The organism is Streptomyces sp. NPDC054765, from assembly GCF_053612065.1.
Genome location: NZ_JBSHBP010000017.1, coordinates 23,510 through 41,170 on the forward strand (window position 1 = coordinate 23,510; position 17,661 = coordinate 41,170).

12 protein-coding genes are annotated in these 17,661 nt (G+C 66.6%); 1 reads left to right on the forward strand and 11 read right to left on the reverse strand.

Features of this window, described 5'->3' with window-relative positions:
- Positions 1–13: 13 nt before the first annotated feature.
- The 5 genes from ACWGJY_RS13705 to ACWGJY_RS13725 all read right to left on the reverse strand — a co-directional run bounded on the left by ACWGJY_RS13705 (position 14) and on the right by ACWGJY_RS13725 (position 4,778).
- Positions 14–1,879: an amino acid adenylation domain-containing protein gene (locus ACWGJY_RS13705; protein ID WP_453260984.1), complete on the reverse strand. Its 1,866-nt coding sequence runs from the start codon at positions 1,877–1,879 to the stop codon at positions 14–16.
- A gap of 705 nt (positions 1,880–2,584) precedes the next feature.
- Positions 2,585–3,934 (reverse strand): helix-turn-helix domain-containing protein, encoded by a 1,350-nt coding sequence (locus ACWGJY_RS13710; RefSeq protein ID WP_453260985.1) that lies wholly within the window; start codon positions 3,932–3,934, stop codon positions 2,585–2,587.
- A 62-nt stretch (positions 3,935–3,996) separates the two neighbouring features.
- Positions 3,997–4,152, reverse strand: coding sequence for a hypothetical protein (locus tag ACWGJY_RS13715; protein ID WP_453260986.1), 156 nt, complete (start codon positions 4,150–4,152; stop codon positions 3,997–3,999).
- Between the two features lie 148 nt (positions 4,153–4,300).
- Complete coding sequence (locus ACWGJY_RS13720) at positions 4,301–4,600, reverse strand: hypothetical protein (protein ID WP_453260987.1); 300 nt, start codon at positions 4,598–4,600, stop codon at positions 4,301–4,303.
- 7 nt (positions 4,601–4,607) lie between these two features.
- Complete coding sequence (locus ACWGJY_RS13725) at positions 4,608–4,778, reverse strand: hypothetical protein (protein ID WP_453260988.1); 171 nt, start codon at positions 4,776–4,778, stop codon at positions 4,608–4,610.
- A gap of 405 nt (positions 4,779–5,183) precedes the next feature.
- On the opposite strand from ACWGJY_RS13725, the gene ACWGJY_RS13730 reads away from it, so the two are divergent.
- Positions 5,184–6,155 carry a LuxR C-terminal-related transcriptional regulator gene (locus ACWGJY_RS13730; protein WP_453260989.1) on the forward strand — a complete coding sequence of 324 codons (972 nt, stop codon included), beginning with the start codon at positions 5,184–5,186 and terminating at the stop codon, positions 6,153–6,155.
- A gap of 308 nt (positions 6,156–6,463) precedes the next feature.
- Here the strand turns inward: ACWGJY_RS13730 and ACWGJY_RS13735 are convergent, their stop codons facing one another.
- The 6 genes from ACWGJY_RS13735 to ACWGJY_RS13760 all read right to left on the reverse strand — a co-directional run bounded on the left by ACWGJY_RS13735 (position 6,464) and on the right by ACWGJY_RS13760 (position 17,650).
- Complete coding sequence (locus ACWGJY_RS13735; RefSeq protein WP_453260990.1) at positions 6,464–8,149, reverse strand: TIGR04141 family sporadically distributed protein; 1,686 nt, start codon at positions 8,147–8,149, stop codon at positions 6,464–6,466.
- Between the two features lie 149 nt (positions 8,150–8,298).
- Entirely contained in the window at positions 8,299–8,697 is a 399-nt protein-coding gene (locus ACWGJY_RS13740) for a hypothetical protein (protein ID WP_453260991.1), read from the reverse strand.
- Positions 8,694–11,168, reverse strand: coding sequence for an AAA family ATPase (locus ACWGJY_RS13745; protein WP_453260992.1), 2,475 nt, complete (start codon positions 11,166–11,168; stop codon positions 8,694–8,696). Before ACWGJY_RS13745 ends, ACWGJY_RS13740 begins: the two co-directional genes overlap by 4 nt.
- A gap of 452 nt (positions 11,169–11,620) precedes the next feature.
- Positions 11,621–14,881 carry a type I restriction endonuclease subunit R gene (locus ACWGJY_RS13750; RefSeq protein ID WP_453260993.1) on the reverse strand — a complete coding sequence of 1,087 codons (3,261 nt, stop codon included), beginning with the start codon at positions 14,879–14,881 and terminating at the stop codon, positions 11,621–11,623.
- Positions 14,878–16,017, reverse strand: coding sequence for a restriction endonuclease subunit S (locus ACWGJY_RS13755; protein ID WP_453260994.1), 1,140 nt, complete (start codon positions 16,015–16,017; stop codon positions 14,878–14,880). The genes ACWGJY_RS13750 and ACWGJY_RS13755 overlap by 4 nt, the downstream gene beginning before the upstream one ends.
- On the reverse strand, positions 16,010–17,650 hold the full coding sequence (locus ACWGJY_RS13760) for a class I SAM-dependent DNA methyltransferase (protein ID WP_453260995.1): 1,641 nt from the start codon (positions 17,648–17,650) through the stop codon (positions 16,010–16,012). Before ACWGJY_RS13760 ends, ACWGJY_RS13755 begins: the two co-directional genes overlap by 8 nt.
- Positions 17,651–17,661 lie beyond the last annotated feature (11 nt).

The following is a 17,661-nucleotide window of genomic DNA, read 5'->3' on the forward strand; positions in this document are numbered from 1 at the left end:
AGAAAAGGGCCGTTCAGGACGGCCGGCGGACCAGCTTCGGACGCGCGACCGCGGTCGCCTCGTCCCGTTCCAAGCTCGCCACGAGGCCCCCGACCGTAGGGGTGTCGAGGATCTGGCGCAGTTGGAATTCCCTGCCGAGGGCGGACCGGAGCCGGCTCCAGAGCCGGGTCGCGAGCAGCGAATGGCCGCCGATGTCGAAGAAGTTGTCGTCCAGGGTCACGGAGGGAAGCCCCAGTACCTCCGCGAAGACGGCGGCCACCGTCACCTCCGTCGCGGTACGCGGGACGCTGGACCGCCCTGGCACGGCGGCCCCGGCGACGGGATCCAACGCGGCCAGCGCGGCTCGGTCGATCTTCTGGTTGCGATTCAGTGGCATCGTGTCAACCTGTGTGAATTCCGCGGGCACCATGTGGTCGGGGAACTCCTTGAGGAGTTCGGCACGCAGCCTCTCGCCGCTCGCGGGCTCGTCGGCGGTCACGTAGGCACTGAGCACGGACAGGTCGGCGCCGCGGCGGCGCAGCAGGACCACGGCTTCGCGAATCACCGGTAGACGCAGCAACTGGCTTTCGATCTCAGCCAGTTCGATCCGGAAGCCTCGGACCTTCACCTGGTGGTCGGCCCGGCCGAGGAACTCAAGCTGCCCACTCTCGCTCCACAAGGCGAGGTCACCAGTGCGGTAGAGCCGCTCGGGCTCCCCGGGCCCGCCCCACACGAAGGCGGCGGCATTGAGCTCGGGACGGTTCAGGTACCCGTCGCCGAGTCCGTCGCCGCCAACGTACAGCTCGCCGGGCACGCCGAGAGGCTGAGGGTTGCCGTCCCAGTCCAAAACATACGCAGTGGACCTGGCGATGGGGCGGCCGATCGGTACCCTGCCCGTGTGTCGGGTGATGAGGGGATGGGCCACGGAGAAGGTGGTGTTCTCCGTAGGACCGTAGACATGGACGAACTCGCTGCCGGGGCAGGCGTCCATCGCCTTGGTCAGGTGCCGCGCGGAGAGGGTCTCGCCTCCGACGAGTACCTGGCAGCCCGCCAGGACTGATGGTTCCTGCTCCACGATCTGGTGGAATAGAGCCGTGGTCAGGAAGAGGGTGTCGGCCCGGTGCCGTGCGAGGGCCGCGCCGAGGCTGGCTGCACTGAGGACCTCCTCGCTCGGGACAAGGGCAACGGTCCCGCCGTTGAGCAGTGCACCCCAGAACTCGAAAGTGGTGGCGTCGAAGGCGATGGCACCTGTCTGCAGGATCCGGGTCTTCGACGACAGCCGCACGTAGTCGGTGTTCTTGACCAGGCGGACGACGGCGCGCTGGTTGACCAGCACGCCCTTCGGCCGGCCGGTGCTGCCGGAGGTGTACATCACGTACGCGACGTCGAGTGGACCGGTGGCTGGTTCCGGCAGCTCCTGGTGCCCGGTGTCCGCGGTCGCGTACGGCTGCGCCAGGTCGAGGACGGGGACGTCCGCCTGCACCAGGCCCTCGGACAGCAGGAGGCAGGCGCCGCTGTCGGCGAGCAGGTAGGCCCGCCGCTGTTCGGGAACGCCAGCGGCGATCGGTACGTAGGCCGCACCGAGGCGGAGGACGGCCAGAACAGCCACGAGCAGTCGCGGGGTCTTCTCCAGCAGCAACGCGACGCGGTCGTGCGGACGCACACCTCGGGCGTGCAGCGCCGAGGCCAGGGCCAGAGCCTGCTCGTGCAGTTCCCGGTAGGTCAGGGCGCCATCGTCGTGGCTGACCGCCTCGTGGTTGGGGTGGGCGACGGCCTGCTCGACGAAGAGGGAGTAAATGGAGCTTTCGCTCGGGTATGGCTGCTGCCGGGTGCCGCGGCCCAGTTCGCACAGCTGGGTCCGCTCAGCGTGGGTCAGCATTCGGAGGCTGGCGATCGTCATTTCCGGTCCCGTATGCAACTGCCGAAGAATATTCACGAGATGGGCCAGCATTCGATTGGCAAAGCCTGAGCCGTGGACATGCTCGTGGCAGTCCAGATGCAGTGCGGTCCGCTGTCCGGGCCGGGGCTCGACCGAAAGGGACAGGTCGTATCCATGACGGCCGTCGGCGGGTCCGTCCAGGACACAGTGCAGGGTCGGCGGCACAGCGTCGTGGAGGGAGGTAGGTGTCGGGCTCAAGCCAGCGAGGGCTTCCGCAACCTCCTCTCGGACCTGCCGTACCGTCATCGATGCCGGCATGGCGACGGCCAGGGTGCCGCTACGGTCGCCCGGCGCCCAGGAGGAACGCCGAACGCCGATGCGGAAGGCTGTGCTGTTGCTGTACTTCCGGCCGAGGAGCAATGTCGCCGCAGGCAGCAGATCCGCTGCTTGGTGCGCGCAATCGTCTGGCAGGAGAACGGTGCGTCGCAGCGTCCCGCAATGTCCCGGCAGCGAGCACGAACCGCCGAACGGGAAGACGGACGCTATCTCGTCCTCATCGGGAAGCAATTCTGCAACAGGCATGTTCTTGGGTTCCGTTCGCTCGTTCCGCACCCGCGGAAAGGGACACGTCGATCAGCCTAGGGACCGGCATCTCGACTGGTCGGCAGGTGCTCGGCAGGAGACCGGCAGCTGAAAAGGAGGGCGGACCGTCTCGTAGCGGTAGGGTCAGGGCCGCGTGCATTCGAAAGCGGTTCCGCACAAACCTGGTGAAGTAGCCACAACGTGCCGGACCAAATTCAACACATCCACGGAGGCCGCCCCGTCGGGTGCAGTCTCGCGCCGGACCAGCCCCCGCTGCAGCAGTGCGTGCAGGGCCCGGGTTGTCTCGGCGAGGGGCAGTCCCAGTTGCTTACCCAGCAGGTCTGCGGGGCATGATGAATCCCGGGCCAACAGAGTGCGCAGCACCACGGTCTCCCCAGACTTCAACCCCGACACCGCTTCCCCAACCAGTGCACGGAGGTCGGGTCCGGCATTGAGTTCGACTCCGAGGACCGGCTCCAAGAGGTCGAGCGGGGCTTCCCGAACCATGGCCACCATCTGCTCGGGCAGGTAGATGGGGAACCAAGCGGCGGCCAAGTCAAGAGCGAGGGGGATGCCGTCCAGCATGCGACAGAGAACAGCCACCGCTTCGAGCGTGGCCTCGGTGCGTGTCAGCGTCGGGCGGCTGTAGCGCAGGTGCGACAACAGCAGCTCAACAGCGGGCGACACTGGGGCCCCACCGCGGGGAACGGGCGTGTCACCCGCAGCTGCGAGCGGCAGCGGCGGCACGGAAACGGTCCGGGCACCCGCGAACGGAAGCGGCGCCCTGGTCGTGGCTAGCACCTGCAGCCCGGGGCACCGATCGAGCATCCGCCTCAGCATTCCCGACCGCACCGGCGAGGACTCGTACGCGTCGATCACCAGCACCGTGGGACGATTGCCAATCAAGGCAGCCAGCTCCTCGACAGGTTCCGCGCCGCGCAGGCGGTCCACCACCCAAGAAGTAAACATGGCACGCGAGTGGTCCCCGGCGGGGTCGGTACGGGGCGCGGCGTCGGAAGGGGGGATCCACACAGTGCGGGCCGGGGCCTCGCCATCGGTGCGGCTGCGGTGGGCCACTTCGAGAGCGAGTCGGGTCTTGCCGACGCCGGCCAACCCCACCAAGGCAACCATCCGCTCACGGTGCAGAGCTTCGCTGATCACAGCCAGTTCTGCCACCCGACCGAACAACGGGCCGGTTGGGGCGGGGGGCGCGGCCGCTTCGCCCTCGTACATCTGCAGCACGCTGGTGTTTTCAGCCGGCCGGCCCGCCGCGGACTCGAGAAGCACGCGTGGGGAACCGCTGAGCCGAAGCGCGTCAGCGAGAAGCCGAACCGTCTGGCCTCGAGGACGGTGCGCTCGCCCCAATTCCAAGTCCCTGATGGCCCGGACGCTCACCGTGGACAGGCCCGCGAGTTGCTCCTGCGTCAGCCCGACGCGCTTTCGCGATCGTTGCAATACGTCACCGAAGCTAACGGCTTCGCGACCAGTGTCCATGGGATTCTCTTTTCGAAATGGGGCGCAGCGGCACACAGCGGTCCGCTCGCCTGGTCGGACCGTCAGGCTCGGCAGGCCGGAGGAGCGTCCCGGCCGAGGGCGACGGTGGCCGCCTGGGAGGAGAAGGCCAGCATCGTCGAGTTGTTGATTGGGTAACCGGCTATGGGCAGCACGGGGGCACCGACGATCACGAAGATGCGTCTGCGTATGGCAGGCATGGCGGATCTCCCCTCCCCAAGGGCAGGTATATGGAGGGCATGGGCCTCGCGTGGTCGCGGCTGTCCTGCAGGAAGATCTGACGCGAAGCGCTACAGCGAAGCCCGAAATGGCTTTTGCACGTGTGTCAGGAGACAGTCGGCGGCACGGCTACGCCGTCGCGTCAGGTGGCAGATAGCGACGCCGCATGAGCGGTGATGCCGCATGGCAACGGCGCAGCAGGGAGTTGGCGCGGTGTGTCACACTGCGGAAACCAGGGGTGGTGGGGTCGATGGTGAGCAGGTACATGAGCAGGTCGACACGGTCCCCCTCGGCACGGCCGGAGGCGTGTTCCAGTCCGTCCTCAGGTCTCGCATGAGCCCACAGGACGCCCAGCATCTCGGCGACCTCGCTCGCCGACTCGGCGCAACCCCAGGTGCGGCGGTACAGGCTGGCATAGACGATGTCCACCAGTGTTTCAGCCCCAGGTGGCGCTGTCAGGGGAAGCCGTTCGGGCGACAGGGGCCGGGACAGCTGCGACGGTGGTAGGGGGTGCGGCGGCAACTGCAGCGGAGGGGAGGAGCACTACAACGGTGCCCAGCACGACGGCGGCGACCGCGGCGGCCTGAGCAATACGGGTGCGGATCATGGTGATCGTTCCTTCCGGAATCAAGTGACGGCGTGTCCTGTTCCGGTCTCGCGTCCCGCGGTTGACGCTCGTCCGGCTGCCGTTCGGGCTGTTCCCTGCTGGCGATGAATAGCTTCGCCGCAGTTCAACCCCCTTGGAAGGCTTTCCGGGCGTCCTGAACAGGGCCCATCCGGATCAGGACATGCGACCACGCTCGTGACATCCGGGATTCCTGAAGCAATGCCGGTTTCGCCCTGTCCCGAAGCTGGACTATGCGCCGTACGCCGTCGGTAGACGGCTTCCTCCGATGCGCCCTGACCTGCATGAATATCGAAATGATCTCTTGAATTGTGGTGCCGGGTGCTGCGATCATGACGCCCAGGGGCGCGGCCGGGGGGGTGGCGTCCAGGAGGGGACAACAGGATCATGCTGCAAGCACTCGGAGTGAGCACCGACGCCACCGCCGTCTACCAGGCGATGCTTGAGCACCCCGACCACGGCCTCGAACGGATTGCCGACGTTTGTGGCCTGGCTCCCACACAGGTCCACAGCTGCCTTGACGAGCTCGGACAGCTCATGCTGGTCCGCGCATCCAGCGAGCACCCCGGGCAGATGCGGGCCGTCGACCCCGACATCGGTCTGGCTGACATGGTGGCCCGCCAGGAGGCCGAACTCGCCGCCCGACAGGCCCAACTGGCCGCCTCCCGCGCCGCGGTCACCCGCATGGTCGCCGACCGCGCCGGACAGCGCTCCACCCACGGCGAGCGCCTGCTCGGCATGGACGCCATCCACAACCGGCTCGAACGCCTGGGACGGGCCGCCCACACCGAGATCATCGGCGTCCAACCCGGCATCCAGCGCCCCGACGACCTCAACGCCGGACGCGACCACGACCTCGCCGCCCTCGACCGAGGTGTCGCCATGCGCACCCTCTACCAGGAGCAGGCCCGCCGCCACCCCCACATCGCCGCCTACAGCCACGCACTGCTCAGCCACGGTGGAGAAGTCCGCACCGCCCCCACCATCCCCCAACGCATGGTCATTATCGACCGCACCCACGCTCTGCTTCCGATCGACCCCGCCAACACCCGCAAAGGCGCACTGCACGTCACCGAACCCGGCATCGTCACCGCCCTGCTCGAACTCTTTGAGCAGGCATGGAACACCGCCGTCCCCCTCGGAGCCACCCACCCCGACGACCCGCAAACCGGCCTTACCGGCCATGAACGCGAGCTCCTGCGCCTGCTCGGCACCGGTCTCACCGACCAAGCAGCGGGACAGCGCCTCGGCCTCACCGATCGCACCATCCGGCGACAGGTCGCCTCCATCATGGAACGCCTCGACGCCTCCAGTCGCTTCGAAGCCGGCATCAAAGCCGCCCAAAAAGGCTGGCTCTGACGAAACCAACCGCCGGGGCCAGCAACTCGCCAACTTCCCTTACATCTAAAGCCAGAGGGACAGCTTGCCCACGTGTGGCCCTGATGCCGCGCCGTCGTTGCGACAGCACTCCCCCGACACAGGGCTCCACAACTCCGTGAAGCCAACTGCACCAAGGGGGCTCCTCCGCCTACGCCGCCCCGGTCGCCCGAAGAGAGACGAAATCCGTTACTTGTGTGCCTAGACGGCAGCTGGTCACCGGCGCCCACCGTGACGACATGACTCCCGGGCATTGCATGATTCGGCGTCCGACGGCGCCGTCGCGGGGGCTACGCCGCCAACCGCCGGCTCCTAGTCGAGGTGACTACGCCTGGAGTGGATGCAATGCCGACGACCTCGACCTCAACGCCCCACGCTTCAAGTGTCCTGGCTGTCTGTACCAGGGTGACCTGCGAGAACGGGAACAAAGTGTCGGCGGTGAGGTCGGTGCCATCCTTCAGCAGGATCGCGAAGACGACCTTCGAGGGCAGGAAATCTTCCGGCAGGCCGCGCCCTTTCCGGGCCGCGGCCACCTTCGCAACAAACCGTTGCCTCCCCTCCGCGGAGTGCCGCAGGGTCTGTACGGCGACGAGCGCCTGGCTGAAGAGGTGGCTCAGCGCGTCGGAGCCCTTGGCGCGCTTCACCATAACCAGGACGTTGTCCGGGCTCAGCAGATCGCAGATCTCTACGCCATTCCCGCGGTGCAGCGCGGTCTGCACGTTGTCGCGGTCGAAGCAGACGTACCCGGGTCGCTGGTCCGGCACGGACGCGTTGTAAGTGCGTTCCTTCTCCCCGAGGACCCACGGGGGCAGATCGACAGACGGGGAGGTGGTGATCAGCCGCTCGGTGTGCGAGCGGATCGCCTTGAGATACGCCTGGTCGATCTCGTACCAGTGCTCGTCCACCAGGAAGAACCGGTGGGAGTCCAGGAAAACTTCCGCCTCGATCCACCGGAGCGCGTTGGACACCCAGAGCTCGTCGGCCCGATCGGCGCGGCTGTGCCGGTAGAGAGTGACGGTGCCTTCCCGGAGTGCGGCTACCCGTCTGCCGGCACGCTGGACGCGGGCCCGGCAGAGGACATAGTCGAGGTCGAAGTCGTTGGTTGACTGGCCAGCCGTGTCGCTGTTGATCCTGACCCTGAATGCCTGGGTGGCGTTGTAGTCGTCCCAGTGGTCGGCGGGGACAGCGCCGCTGATCCTCCCGTCAGGCTCCTGTCCCAGGAGGTCATCAAGGGCAGCCTCCAGACGGGTTAGAAGGGTGGGATCGCCGACGGGTACGACGTGCTCGACGAACTCCAGCTCCGGGCTCGGTTTCTCCTCGCGCAGCACACGGGCGATCGCACGGATGTCGGCGATCAAGTCGGCTCCCTCCACCCCGAGCCGAAGGCGCAGGCCGGCACCGCCCTCGGCGCTGGAGAGCCTCGCCGGGTTGTCCCGGGAGATGGTGAGCGGGATGTCGTCAAGGTGGCCGCCGAGGCGCCGCACGATCCGGGCGTGCTCCACGATGCCCAGGCTCCACACCGAGGCGCCGCCCGGGACCAGGGTGATGTCGGTGCGTCCTCCGCCCGGGGTGTGCGACACCAGGTCCCGGATGCGTCCGGGGTCCACCCGGCGAGACGCGAAGCTCAGCCCGAAGCGGTGGTCCTTCAGCCGGTCGGGCACCAGACGGAAGCCCTGGTCGTAACCGATGGCGTACACCTCTCCGTCCACAGCTAGCATCAGCAGTCCGGCCGAGCGGTTGACCGGCCGTGACACCTCGACGCCCGTCGTACGGAAGATCTCGTCGCACCAGCTCGCGACGTGCTGTTCAAAGCTGCCCGTGACCAGGACGGCAGGCACACCGAGGCTCTCGGGCACGTCGAAATCCGCGTGGATCCGCTCAAGCTGATTCGTGTCCAAGGCATCGAACATCGCGTTGACGGTGGGATCCACACCTGTAAGCCGGTACAGAGTTCGCTTGGACGTACGAGTTGCCATCGTGCCGCTCCTTGTGCAGGGCGGCGTAACCGCCCTAGTGGTGTCGTTCTCACGTGTTTCTCTTCCTGGCGGCGGGCTTCACGCCGCAGTGGATCAAGGCCCGGCCTTCCCTGCGGCCAAGCCGGCGGCCGGCATCGGCCGGGGCCTGATCAGTGGGCCAAGAGCGCGATGATCGCGGCGACTTCGGTGCGCCACGCGCGAACCTGGTCTTCTGTAGGCCCGGTCTCGTACTGGTGGTAGTGGCAGCCGAGGCAGAGCTGACTCCATGCGGCCTTCGCCCGGCGGGCGGTCTCCGCTTCGGCGCAGCCGCGAAGCCAGAGGAGTGCGGCACGCACGGAGCCCTCACGAATCGTGCGGGGGACGCCGTATGCGGTGAGACGGTCGGCGACTGCGCCCTCCAGCGCGGCGCGGAGGGCGAACGCGGCACCGCGGTACCGGCTCGTCGCGGTGGCGGGCCCGCCCGTGACGGGGCCGGTGGTGGCAGCACCACCACTGTCCTCGATAAGCAGGTCGGCGGTGTCGAGCAACTGCCGGATCGTCGCATTCACTGGACGACCACCTCCGGCTTGCGCACGATCTGTGCGACGGCCTTGACGCCCCGCACGAACTGGAGGGGGTCCGGCATGGAGGTGCCGGACGGGTGCGCACCCTCCTGACACCTCCGGACGAGGTCCAACGCCGCAGGGCCGCAGCGCCTGCGCAACTCACGGTAGACATCTCCCGTCCTGGACAGGTCCCCGAAGAGCCCCAGAGCGGCGATGTCCCTCAGCGTGACGGCGGCCGCAACGGTCTTCTCCGCCTCGTGCTCGGTCAGTCCGGCCCGGTGCAGGCGCAACCACGCGGCCTCGGAGAAAGCGCGTTCCAGGACGGTGCGGCAGAGACCTGGCAGTACGTGGGTCACGGCGACCGGCTCAAGGTTCGGCCTACGGGCGAGGGCGCGTGCATCGGCCAGTGCCTGTTCGACCGGATCCATCGCCCGGCGCACGGTCACGGAAGAACGTGCTTCACGCTCCACCTCCAGGACCGTCATCGGGAGCTCCTGGTTGGTGAAGGCCCGCTGGAGCCGCGTGTCGTGGGTGAAGACCACTACCTGGCAGGACTCGCCGAGGTCGTGCAGGACCTTGGCGAGGCCGTGAACCTTCGCGGGGTCCATGGACTGCACGGGGTCGTCGATGACGATGAAGCCGAAGGGGCTGTCAGGTGCGGCGGCACGCGGCAGGAAGAGCGAGAGGGCGAGGGAGTGCAGCTCGCCCTGGCTCATGACGCCCAGTGCTGCAGCCTCCCTACCGTCCACGGACACATCCATCACGAGCTTGCGCACAGCGGCCTTCTCGGCGCCGGCCAGGCGTACGGACCGCAGGTCGACATTGCTCTGCTGGCGCAGTTCCTCCCATATCCGCTGCGAGTGCCCCTCGAAGGGCCGCAGCCGTTCCTCACGCAGCTCGGCACACGCCTCCTTGAGCCACTTGCGGGCTGCCCTGACCTGGCGCAGCCGGGGCTTGTCTGCGTGCGCGCTCCGGGCTCGGTCGAGCCAAGCGGCGAGGCCGGTGACGCAGCGCCGCCACTCCTCGTCGAGCTTCTCCAGCTCCCGGGCGGCTTCCTCCCGCAGGACCGCGCAGGCGTCGGCGAGGACGAGTGCGGCGGACTCAGCGCGGGCGGCGAGCCGCTCGGCGTCGTCGATCGCCCGGCAGGCCATCCACTCCTCCCACGGCACGACCAGCGGGGCCGGCAACCACACGGCCCGCGTGACGAGGTAACGAACGGCGTCCATGGCGCCCCGCAACTCGATGCGGGCCTCCTGCGCGGTGGCGGCTTCCTGCCGCAAGGCCGCTACCTGTTCGGCGGCCTGCTCGGCCCATGCCTCGTCAAGCGGCCGATCGGATCCGCATACCGGGCAAGCGTCATCATCCGGGTGCCGGCGACTGTGATCCAGTGCCCTGAACAGCAGCTCGGAGCGCTGGTGGGCGTCCTCGGCCCCAGAGGCGCGTACGTCGTCGAGTACGGCGACGGCCTCACGCAGTCGGTCCACGGCAGCGCCGACCGCGTCGAGGTCGGGACCCGTCAGCTCAACGGTCGCGCGCAGCTCCCGGAGACGGTCGTCGTCCGCGTCCGGCAGTCCGGACACGAGGGCCTCCAGCTCGTCGAAGTCGGGAGTCCCCGACCCGCTGACCGCCGCGAGCGCGCGTTCCGCCCGCGGATCGTCCAAGGCAGACAGCGACTCGACGAGTGCGGGAAGGTCTGCATCGGCCGTCTTCGCCGTTGAGTTGAGTGCCTTCTCGACGGCCTGGAGCCGCTCATCAGCGGCCGTCAGCTCGCCGAGCCCGAGAATGGTGGCGATCGAGTCGTACAGCTCGCTGGGCTTGCCGCTGATGAGCTTGTCAAGATCGGAGTACGACAGGAAGGGCCGGTAGCCGTTCAGCGCCTCCTCCCAGCCGACGTCCTTGAAGGGCCGCTGGCCGTAACCCGGCCGCTTGAACACGACCTCGGGAGCCGTTACGTCGTCGCCCGGCCAGGTGCACGTCAGCGCGGAGGGTCGGGTGTCACCCGCAAGGGCGAGACCGACCTCGACCTTCGGCTCGGCCCCGTGGTGCAGGTTGCGCCAGTGCCGGCGCCACACCTCACCGCGCTGCTTGTCGAGGCGGGCGGTCCGGCCGGTGAACGCCGTCTCGACGCCCTCGGCAAAGCTCGACTTTCCCGTGCCGTTACGTCCCACAACAAGGGTGACACCGGGCTTCGCGCTCAGCGGCAGACATGCCTTGCGGCCAATGCCCCGAAAACCGCTGACGCTAATGGATTCCAGGAACACCCGCTGGCCAGGCTGTGGGCCAACGACACCCGAGTCGGCTCCCACTCCGCCCAGTGCCTCGCGAAGGATCTCCTTCGTCGCCTGGGCGAGAGTGGACATTTCGAGGCGATCGGCCAGCCGAGAGAGCGTCGACGAGGAGCCACCGCTGCCGGGGGCCTGCCAGTTCTGCTCAACGCCCTTCGGGGGCCTGTTCTGTTCGGGGTGCTCTGCCATGGCTCTCCGCCCTTCCGTGGTCCGGTTCCGTGAGGAGTCGGCCGGGCGAAACGCGGTGAGGGAAGAGGGCTTGGCCTCCAGCTCTGCGCGAGCCCGGTGTGACGGAAAAACGTTAGGGACAGAGAGGTGCCACACCCCACAATCTCAGCGATAACCTGGGTTATCACAACTCCCAGCGTTATGACGCTAGTTGCTGTCGTGAGGGCCCCTCGCCCCCTGCCGCCTCGCCCACTGCTCGGGGTGGCCCCGGCCACCAGCACACGACCAGGACCTCCACCGGGAGCAGCCCTCGACTGGGCTCACATTCGGGGCACGAGGAGGGCGGGGCCGCAGGCAGCCGCTTCTCAAGCGTCTCGTTCACGGACCTCAATAGGCAGCGGCGCGCCACTGTTTGGAGCGCGCCTCGTCCTACGGGCAGACCGCCCCACTTGGTCCGCCCGTCGTGGTCTCGGCTACTTCGCGGCAGGGGCCCACAGGGCGGCCACGATCTCCATCTGCTTAAGGACGAGGTCAATGGCCTCGCGCTCTTCCTCCGGCGGGTAGTCGAACATCGCCAGTACGCGGCGGATGCGAGTGCGGAGCTTGGCGCGTACGGGCTCCCGGGAGAGCCAGTCGACGGAGAGGTTCTTCTGGATGTCCTTGACCAGCGCGCGGGCGATCTTGGCGAGTGTGTCCTGGCCCCCCTCCATCAGCTCGGCCATGTCGCGGTGGGCGACCGCGTCGTAGAAGGCCAGCTCTGCATGGCTGAGTGGTGGGTCGAACCGCTCGCCGCGACGGGCCTCCGCCGCCACCTCCCTCGCTAGGGCGGCGAGCTCGGCGATCACCTGAGCGCTGGTGAGCTGCTGGAGCATGTACCGCCTCATCAGGTCGTCGAGGCGCTCAGCAAAGCTCTCGTTCCGGACGACGTTGTGTTTGGTCACCTCGCGCATCTTCTGCTGGATCATGCGGCGCAGGGCCTCAGTGACCAGGTGCGGGGTCTCCGAGTTCTCCAGCTTGCGCAGCTGCGCCTCGTTGAGGCGGGTGATGTCCAGCCGGCCAATCCCGGCCTCCGCGTACAGGTCGGTGATCTCGTCGGCGTCGACGACGGAAGCCGCGAGGGCTTGCAGATAGCGCTGGACCTCGGCGCTGAGCGGCTCCCCGCTCGCCTCGCGCTGGGCGGCGTCGAGCTTGATCATCCAGGCCCGGATCTCGCTGAAGAAGGCTATGTCGCGGCGCCAGTCGTTCAGGTCCTCGCAGCGCTCGGAGATCTCACCGCTCATCGCACAGACGCGGTAGAAGCGGTCGAGGCGGGCTGCGCTGTCCTTGAAGCGGACGGAGAGCGGCTTGGCGCCGGGCTCGACCCGGTTGCCAGGGTTCTTCGGGTCACGCAGGAAGTCGGCGGTCAGGCGCAGTGCGCGCCTCCGGGAGTCGGGACGGCCGGCGTCGGCCAGCCACCCCCTCCAGCGGCAGCCGGCCAGCAGCCCCTTGATGGTCGACAGCTCGTTCTTGACCTCGGTGATCGCCCGCTCGATGTCCGCGCCGAGCGTCTGGTCCTTGCGGTCCTGGTCCGAGTACTCGCGCAGCGCCTTGGCGAGATTGTCCGTAAGCGGCGCGTAGCCGACGAGAAGGCCGTCCCGCTTGCCCCGGAAGCGGCGGTTGACGCGAGCCAGGGCCTGCATCAGGTTGGCGCCCTGCATGGGACGGTCCATGTACAGGGTGTGGATGGGTGGCGCGTCGTAGCCGGTCAGCAGCATGGAGTGGACGATGAGCAGTTCCAACGCATCGTCCGGGTCCTTGGCGCGGGCCTGGACCACCTTCTGCTGGGACGGTCGCAGGGCGTGCTTGCGCAGGTGCTCCTCATCGGAGGGGTCACTGTGAAAGACGATCTTCATGACGCCTTGATCGGCTTCCTTGCCCACCCATCCCCGCCGACGCTCGGCAAGCGCGTCGAAGAGCGCCACGCAGATATCCCGCGTCATGCACACGATCATCGCCTTACCAGGGCCGCCGAGGTCAGGCTTGACGAGCTTCCGGCGCTCCTCCCAGTGGGCGATGAGATCGTCGGCGAGCTTCGCTATCCGATCGGGGGCACCGTAGACGGTGTTCATCGTCGTGGCGTACTGGATGGCACGCCGGCGCTCGGCGTCATCCATGCCTTCGGTGAGACTGTTGGCCTGCTCGTCGAGCTTGCCTGGGTCGACGCCCTTGGGCAGGTCGACCTCGATGACGCGCGGCTCGTGGAAGACGCGGACCGTGGCCCCGTCGTCGACAGCCCGCTTCAGGTCATAGATGTCGATGTACTCGCCGAAGACGGCACGGGTGTCTGCCTCGGCCTTGGAGATCGGCGTACCAGTGAAGGCAAGCAGGGTGGCGTATGGAAGGGCATCGCGCAGGTGGCGGGCGTACCCATCGAGGCTGTCGTAGTGCGAACGATGCGCCTCGTCGACGATCACCAAGATGTTGCGGCGCTTGGAGAGGAGGGGGTGGGACTTGCCGGCCTCCTTCTCCTCCTTGCTCAGACCGAACTTCTGGAGGGTGGTGAAGACGACCCCGCCGACGTTTCGGCTCTTCAGCTCGGTACGCAGCTCTTCACGCGTGTTGACCTGGATGGGTTCCTGCCCGAGAAGGGTCTTGCTGTCCCGGAAGGTGTCGTAGAGCTGGTCATCGAGGTCGTTGCGGTCGGTGATGACGACGATGGTGGGATTGTTCAGGGCGGGGTGGCGGGAGACGAGCGCAGCCGTCTCCACCATCTCCTCCGACTTGCCCGCGCCCTGTGTGTGCCAGACGACTCCGGCCTGCCCAGTCGCGTGGGACGCCTTGACGACCTCGTCCACCGCCTTGTTGACCGCGAAGTACTGGTGCGGCTTCGCGATCCGCTTGCCGGAGAGGGGCTCGCCGGGCTTGGGCGGAGGGAAGTTGACGAAGTTACGCGTGAGAGAGAGGAATCGGTCCTGCGTGAACAGGCCGTGGAGTGCCAGGTTCAGTGCGTCTAAGCCGTCGTAGCCAGGCGCGTTGGTGTCGACGCGTTCGCCCTCGTGGTCGACGTTCCAGGGTGCGAAGTGCTCGTATGGCGTGAAGACTGTGCCGTACTTGGCGGCTATGCCGTCCGAGACGAGACAGAGCACGTTGTAACGGAACGCAATCGGGAACTCCGAGACGTAGGTCTGGAGTTGAGCATGCGCCGACTTGAGGGTCGCATTCTCGTCGGAGGCGCTCTTCAGCTCGACGACGGCGAGCGGTAGGCCGTTCACGTAGAGGACGATGTCGAAGCGGCGGTGGCTGCCGTCGGGTTCCCGAACGATGACCTGGTTGACGGCGAGATAGCTGTTCGCGTCGGGGTTCGTGAAGTCGACGAGGCGAACGGTCGGGGTCTGCTCGGCGCCGAACTCGTCGGTGTAGGTCAGCCGGATGCCGTCGGTGAGGTACTCGTGCGCCTGTTTGTTTTCCGGGTACGCCTCGCGCGAGGCGGGGTCGGTGGCGATACGGAGGGCTTCGTGGACGGCGGTGGCGGTTAGCTCCGGGTTCAGCTTCTCGATGGCTGCCTGGAGTTCGCCGTGGAGGATCAGGTCGTCCCAGTCACGACGATGTCCGGTGCCGGGGGCGAGTTCCTTGCCGGCTTTGACCTCCCAGGCGAGCTCGCCGAGTTCATCGAGGGCGAGGTGCTCCCAGGTGGACTCGGTCAATTTGACGTCTAGGTGGGCAGGGGTGTGCTCGCTGCCGCCTTCAGTGGTCATAGAGCGTCCTCCACGATCTTCTCGGCGTCTCGGACGCGGAGCTTGCCGGACATTAGTTGGGGGATGAGGGTGTCGCGGAGGGCGGCTAGGGTGCGGGACTCGTACTGCGACTGCGTTGACCGCAGCATGAGCGGGGCTACCCTCTCGGACAATTCGCTGGCCACTTCCTCAGACGGCACTCTTACCAACTGACTGTGCGCAGCATCACGATTCAGTCCAGGGACAGCCGAGTCCCCAACAAAACCGGACAAGTTCGCAGTCTCCAACATTAGAAATGCAACTTCCGGAGAAAGGCATTCCCGGACGATATGCACGAAGAATGCCGTATCGATCACCCAGCTCGATCGAGGCGCCCAAGAAACCCAGCCGGCATTCGCACCCTTACGCCCGACCACGGGCCCAGCATCGGACGTGAGCGCCGAATCATGCCACCCCACCTGACCTGTGCACCCGAACACGGGCACCTGCCCTGAACGGCGATCAGGTTCACGAAGAGCTTTACCGTATTTGAGTACGACAAGCTCTCCAAGCTTTGCATCCCTTTCATTCCGGCGAACAGCCTGCCGATAGACAGCGCGCGCGAGGGCGAGGGCAGTTTCCGAAATATGCTCGTTCACGGCGATTTTATCGTCCAACACCCCGAGAATCGCCGAAATCGCCGACTGCTCAGTCGGTGACGGCATTGAAAATGTGAAGTTCCGAATCTGCTCCGGACTAATGTGAGGAATTGACGTACCCGTTTGAACGCCGAGCACATAACTCGTGAACGAGGGGCTACCAATGACGTATTTGAGGAATCGCTGTTCGAGGCCACCGTTGGCCCTAAGACGTGCGACGCGCTGAACGAGCAGGCTAGGAATATCCTCTTGCCGCACCTCCGCATACTTTAGTCCTGCGGTCACCCAAGGTCGATCCATGGCCAGGACGACATCGCCCTCCTCTAGTTCAAAATCATCGAGACTTGCCAGGTCCGTTGATGGCCATCTCTTCGCGCCAGCCCAGCGCAATCGCCCCTGCCCTACATTGTCCCCCCGTAGCAACCTGACACCATCGAGAGAATCAGTGAATTGCACACTCTTGAACGGATTACCGGTCTTAAGGTCGATGAACTCGCCAAGACGCACTTTGTCAACCATCGATCCTACCCAGCTGGTCTCGCATCACCGCGTCAAGCCGCGCCGACTCGTCAAGTTGCGCAAGTAGCTCCTTCGTCAACCGGGCAATCCGCTCCTCCGGCGGCTCGGCGTCCAAATTACCCTCGTCCTCCGCCGTCCCAACGTACCATCCCGGCGTTAGTACATAGTCATGTTTCTCAATCTCTTCCAGCGTCGCGCTGTAGCAATATCCGGGGACATCCTCGTATTCCAGCTCCTTGCCCTTCGCAGACTTGGTGCCGCGCCACGCGTGATAAGTATCGGAGATCTTCTCCAGGTCGCCTTCAGTGAGGATGCGCTCGGTCTTATCACGCATCGTGCCCATTGCTCGGGCGTCGATGAACAGCACACGGCTCCGCCGGTCGTTGAGGGCCTTCGTACCCTGCGGGGACTTATCCTTTGTCAGGAACCACAGGCACGCCGGAATCGTCGTCGTCCGGAACAGGTTGCCCGGCAACGCGATCATGCAGGACACCAGATCCGCCTCGACCATGGCCGCGCGGATCTCGCCCTCGCCCGACTGCTTCGACGACATCGAGCCGTTCGACAGAACCACGCCGGCACTGCCCCGGTCCCCCAGCTTGGACACAATGTGCTGGAGCCAGGCGTAGTTCGCGTTCGACTGGGGCGGAGTGCCGTAACGCCACCGCCGGTCGTCCGACTTTCTCGCCCAGTCCGACATGTTGAACGGCGGGTTGGCCATCACGAAGTCGGCCTTCAGATCCGGCAGCTTGTCGTCCGCGAACGTGTCTGCCCAGCGGTCGCCGACGCCCTTGGGGTCCATGCCGTGGATGGCGAGGTTCATCTTGGCCAGGCGCCACGTGCGCTCGTTGGCCTCTTGACCGTAGACCGCGATGTCGTGCGTGTGGTCCTTACCGCGACGCTTCGCGACGAACTTGCCACTCTGCACGAACATGCCGCCCGAGCCGCACGCCGGGTCGTACACCCGCCCCTCGTAAGGCTCCAGCACCTCGACGATCAGGCGGACCACACTCGCCGGGGTGTAGAACTCGCCGGCGCGCTTGCCTTCGGCACGGGCGAACTTCTCCAGGAAGTACTCGTACGTCTCGCCCAGCACGTCCTGGGCCGGACGATCGCCATGTCCGGTGAAGCGGGCGTCGCTGATGAGGTCGACGAGTTCCTTCAGGCGGTTCTGGTCGACGTTGTCGCGGTTGAAGATCTTCGGGAGGACGCCGGTGAGGGCCTTGTTGGCCTTCATGACCTCGTCCATGGCCGTGTCGAGGAGCTTGCCGACGCCTCCCTCCGCGCTGGAGGCGTTCTCGGAGATGTGGTCCCAGCGTGCCGTCGGGGGTACCCAGAAGACGTTCTTCTCGGTGTACTCGTCCTTGTCCTCCAAGAAGGCGGCCCGGCGGTGCTCAGGGATCTGGGCCAGCTCGGGGTCGGCGGCCAGTGCCTCGCGGCGCTCGGCGAAGGCATCGGAGACGTACTTCAGGAAGACCAGTCCGAGCACGAACTCCTTGTACTGGGCGGCGTCCATGGAGCCGCGGAGCTTGTCCGCGGCCTTCCACAGGATGTCCTGGATCTCCTTGGTGCTGGAGACACTGAGCAGTTCGCCCTGTCCGGCGGCTGCCGCGGCTCGCTTGCGGGGAGGCATCGTTCCTTCTT

Bases quoted from the DNA above. Each gene is read 5' to 3' on its own strand.
- ACWGJY_RS13755 (WP_453260994.1), bottom strand. From the start codon at position 16,017: ATGGTTGACAAAGTGCGTCTTGGCGAGTTCATCGACCTTAAGACCGGT.
- ACWGJY_RS13735 (WP_453260990.1), bottom strand. From the start codon at position 8,149: ATGGCAACTCGTACGTCCAAGCGAACTCTGTACCGGCTTACAGGTGTG.
- ACWGJY_RS13715 (WP_453260986.1), bottom strand. From the start codon at position 4,152: ATGCCTGCCATACGCAGACGCATCTTCGTGATCGTCGGTGCCCCCGTG.
- ACWGJY_RS13730 (WP_453260989.1), top strand. From the start codon at position 5,184: ATGCTGCAAGCACTCGGAGTGAGCACCGACGCCACCGCCGTCTACCAG.
- ACWGJY_RS13750 (WP_453260993.1), bottom strand. From the start codon at position 14,881: ATGACCACTGAAGGCGGCAGCGAGCACACCCCTGCCCACCTAGACGTC.
- ACWGJY_RS13745 (WP_453260992.1), bottom strand. From the start codon at position 11,168: ATGGCAGAGCACCCCGAACAGAACAGGCCCCCGAAGGGCGTTGAGCAG.
- ACWGJY_RS13725 (WP_453260988.1), bottom strand. From the start codon at position 4,778: ATGATCCGCACCCGTATTGCTCAGGCCGCCGCGGTCGCCGCCGTCGTG.
- ACWGJY_RS13760 (WP_453260995.1), bottom strand. From the start codon at position 17,650: ATGCCTCCCCGCAAGCGAGCCGCGGCAGCCGCCGGACAGGGCGAACTG.
- ACWGJY_RS13705 (WP_453260984.1), bottom strand. From the start codon at position 1,879: ATGACGATCGCCAGCCTCCGAATGCTGACCCACGCTGAGCGGACCCAG.
- ACWGJY_RS13710 (WP_453260985.1), bottom strand. From the start codon at position 3,934: ATGGACACTGGTCGCGAAGCCGTTAGCTTCGGTGACGTATTGCAACGA.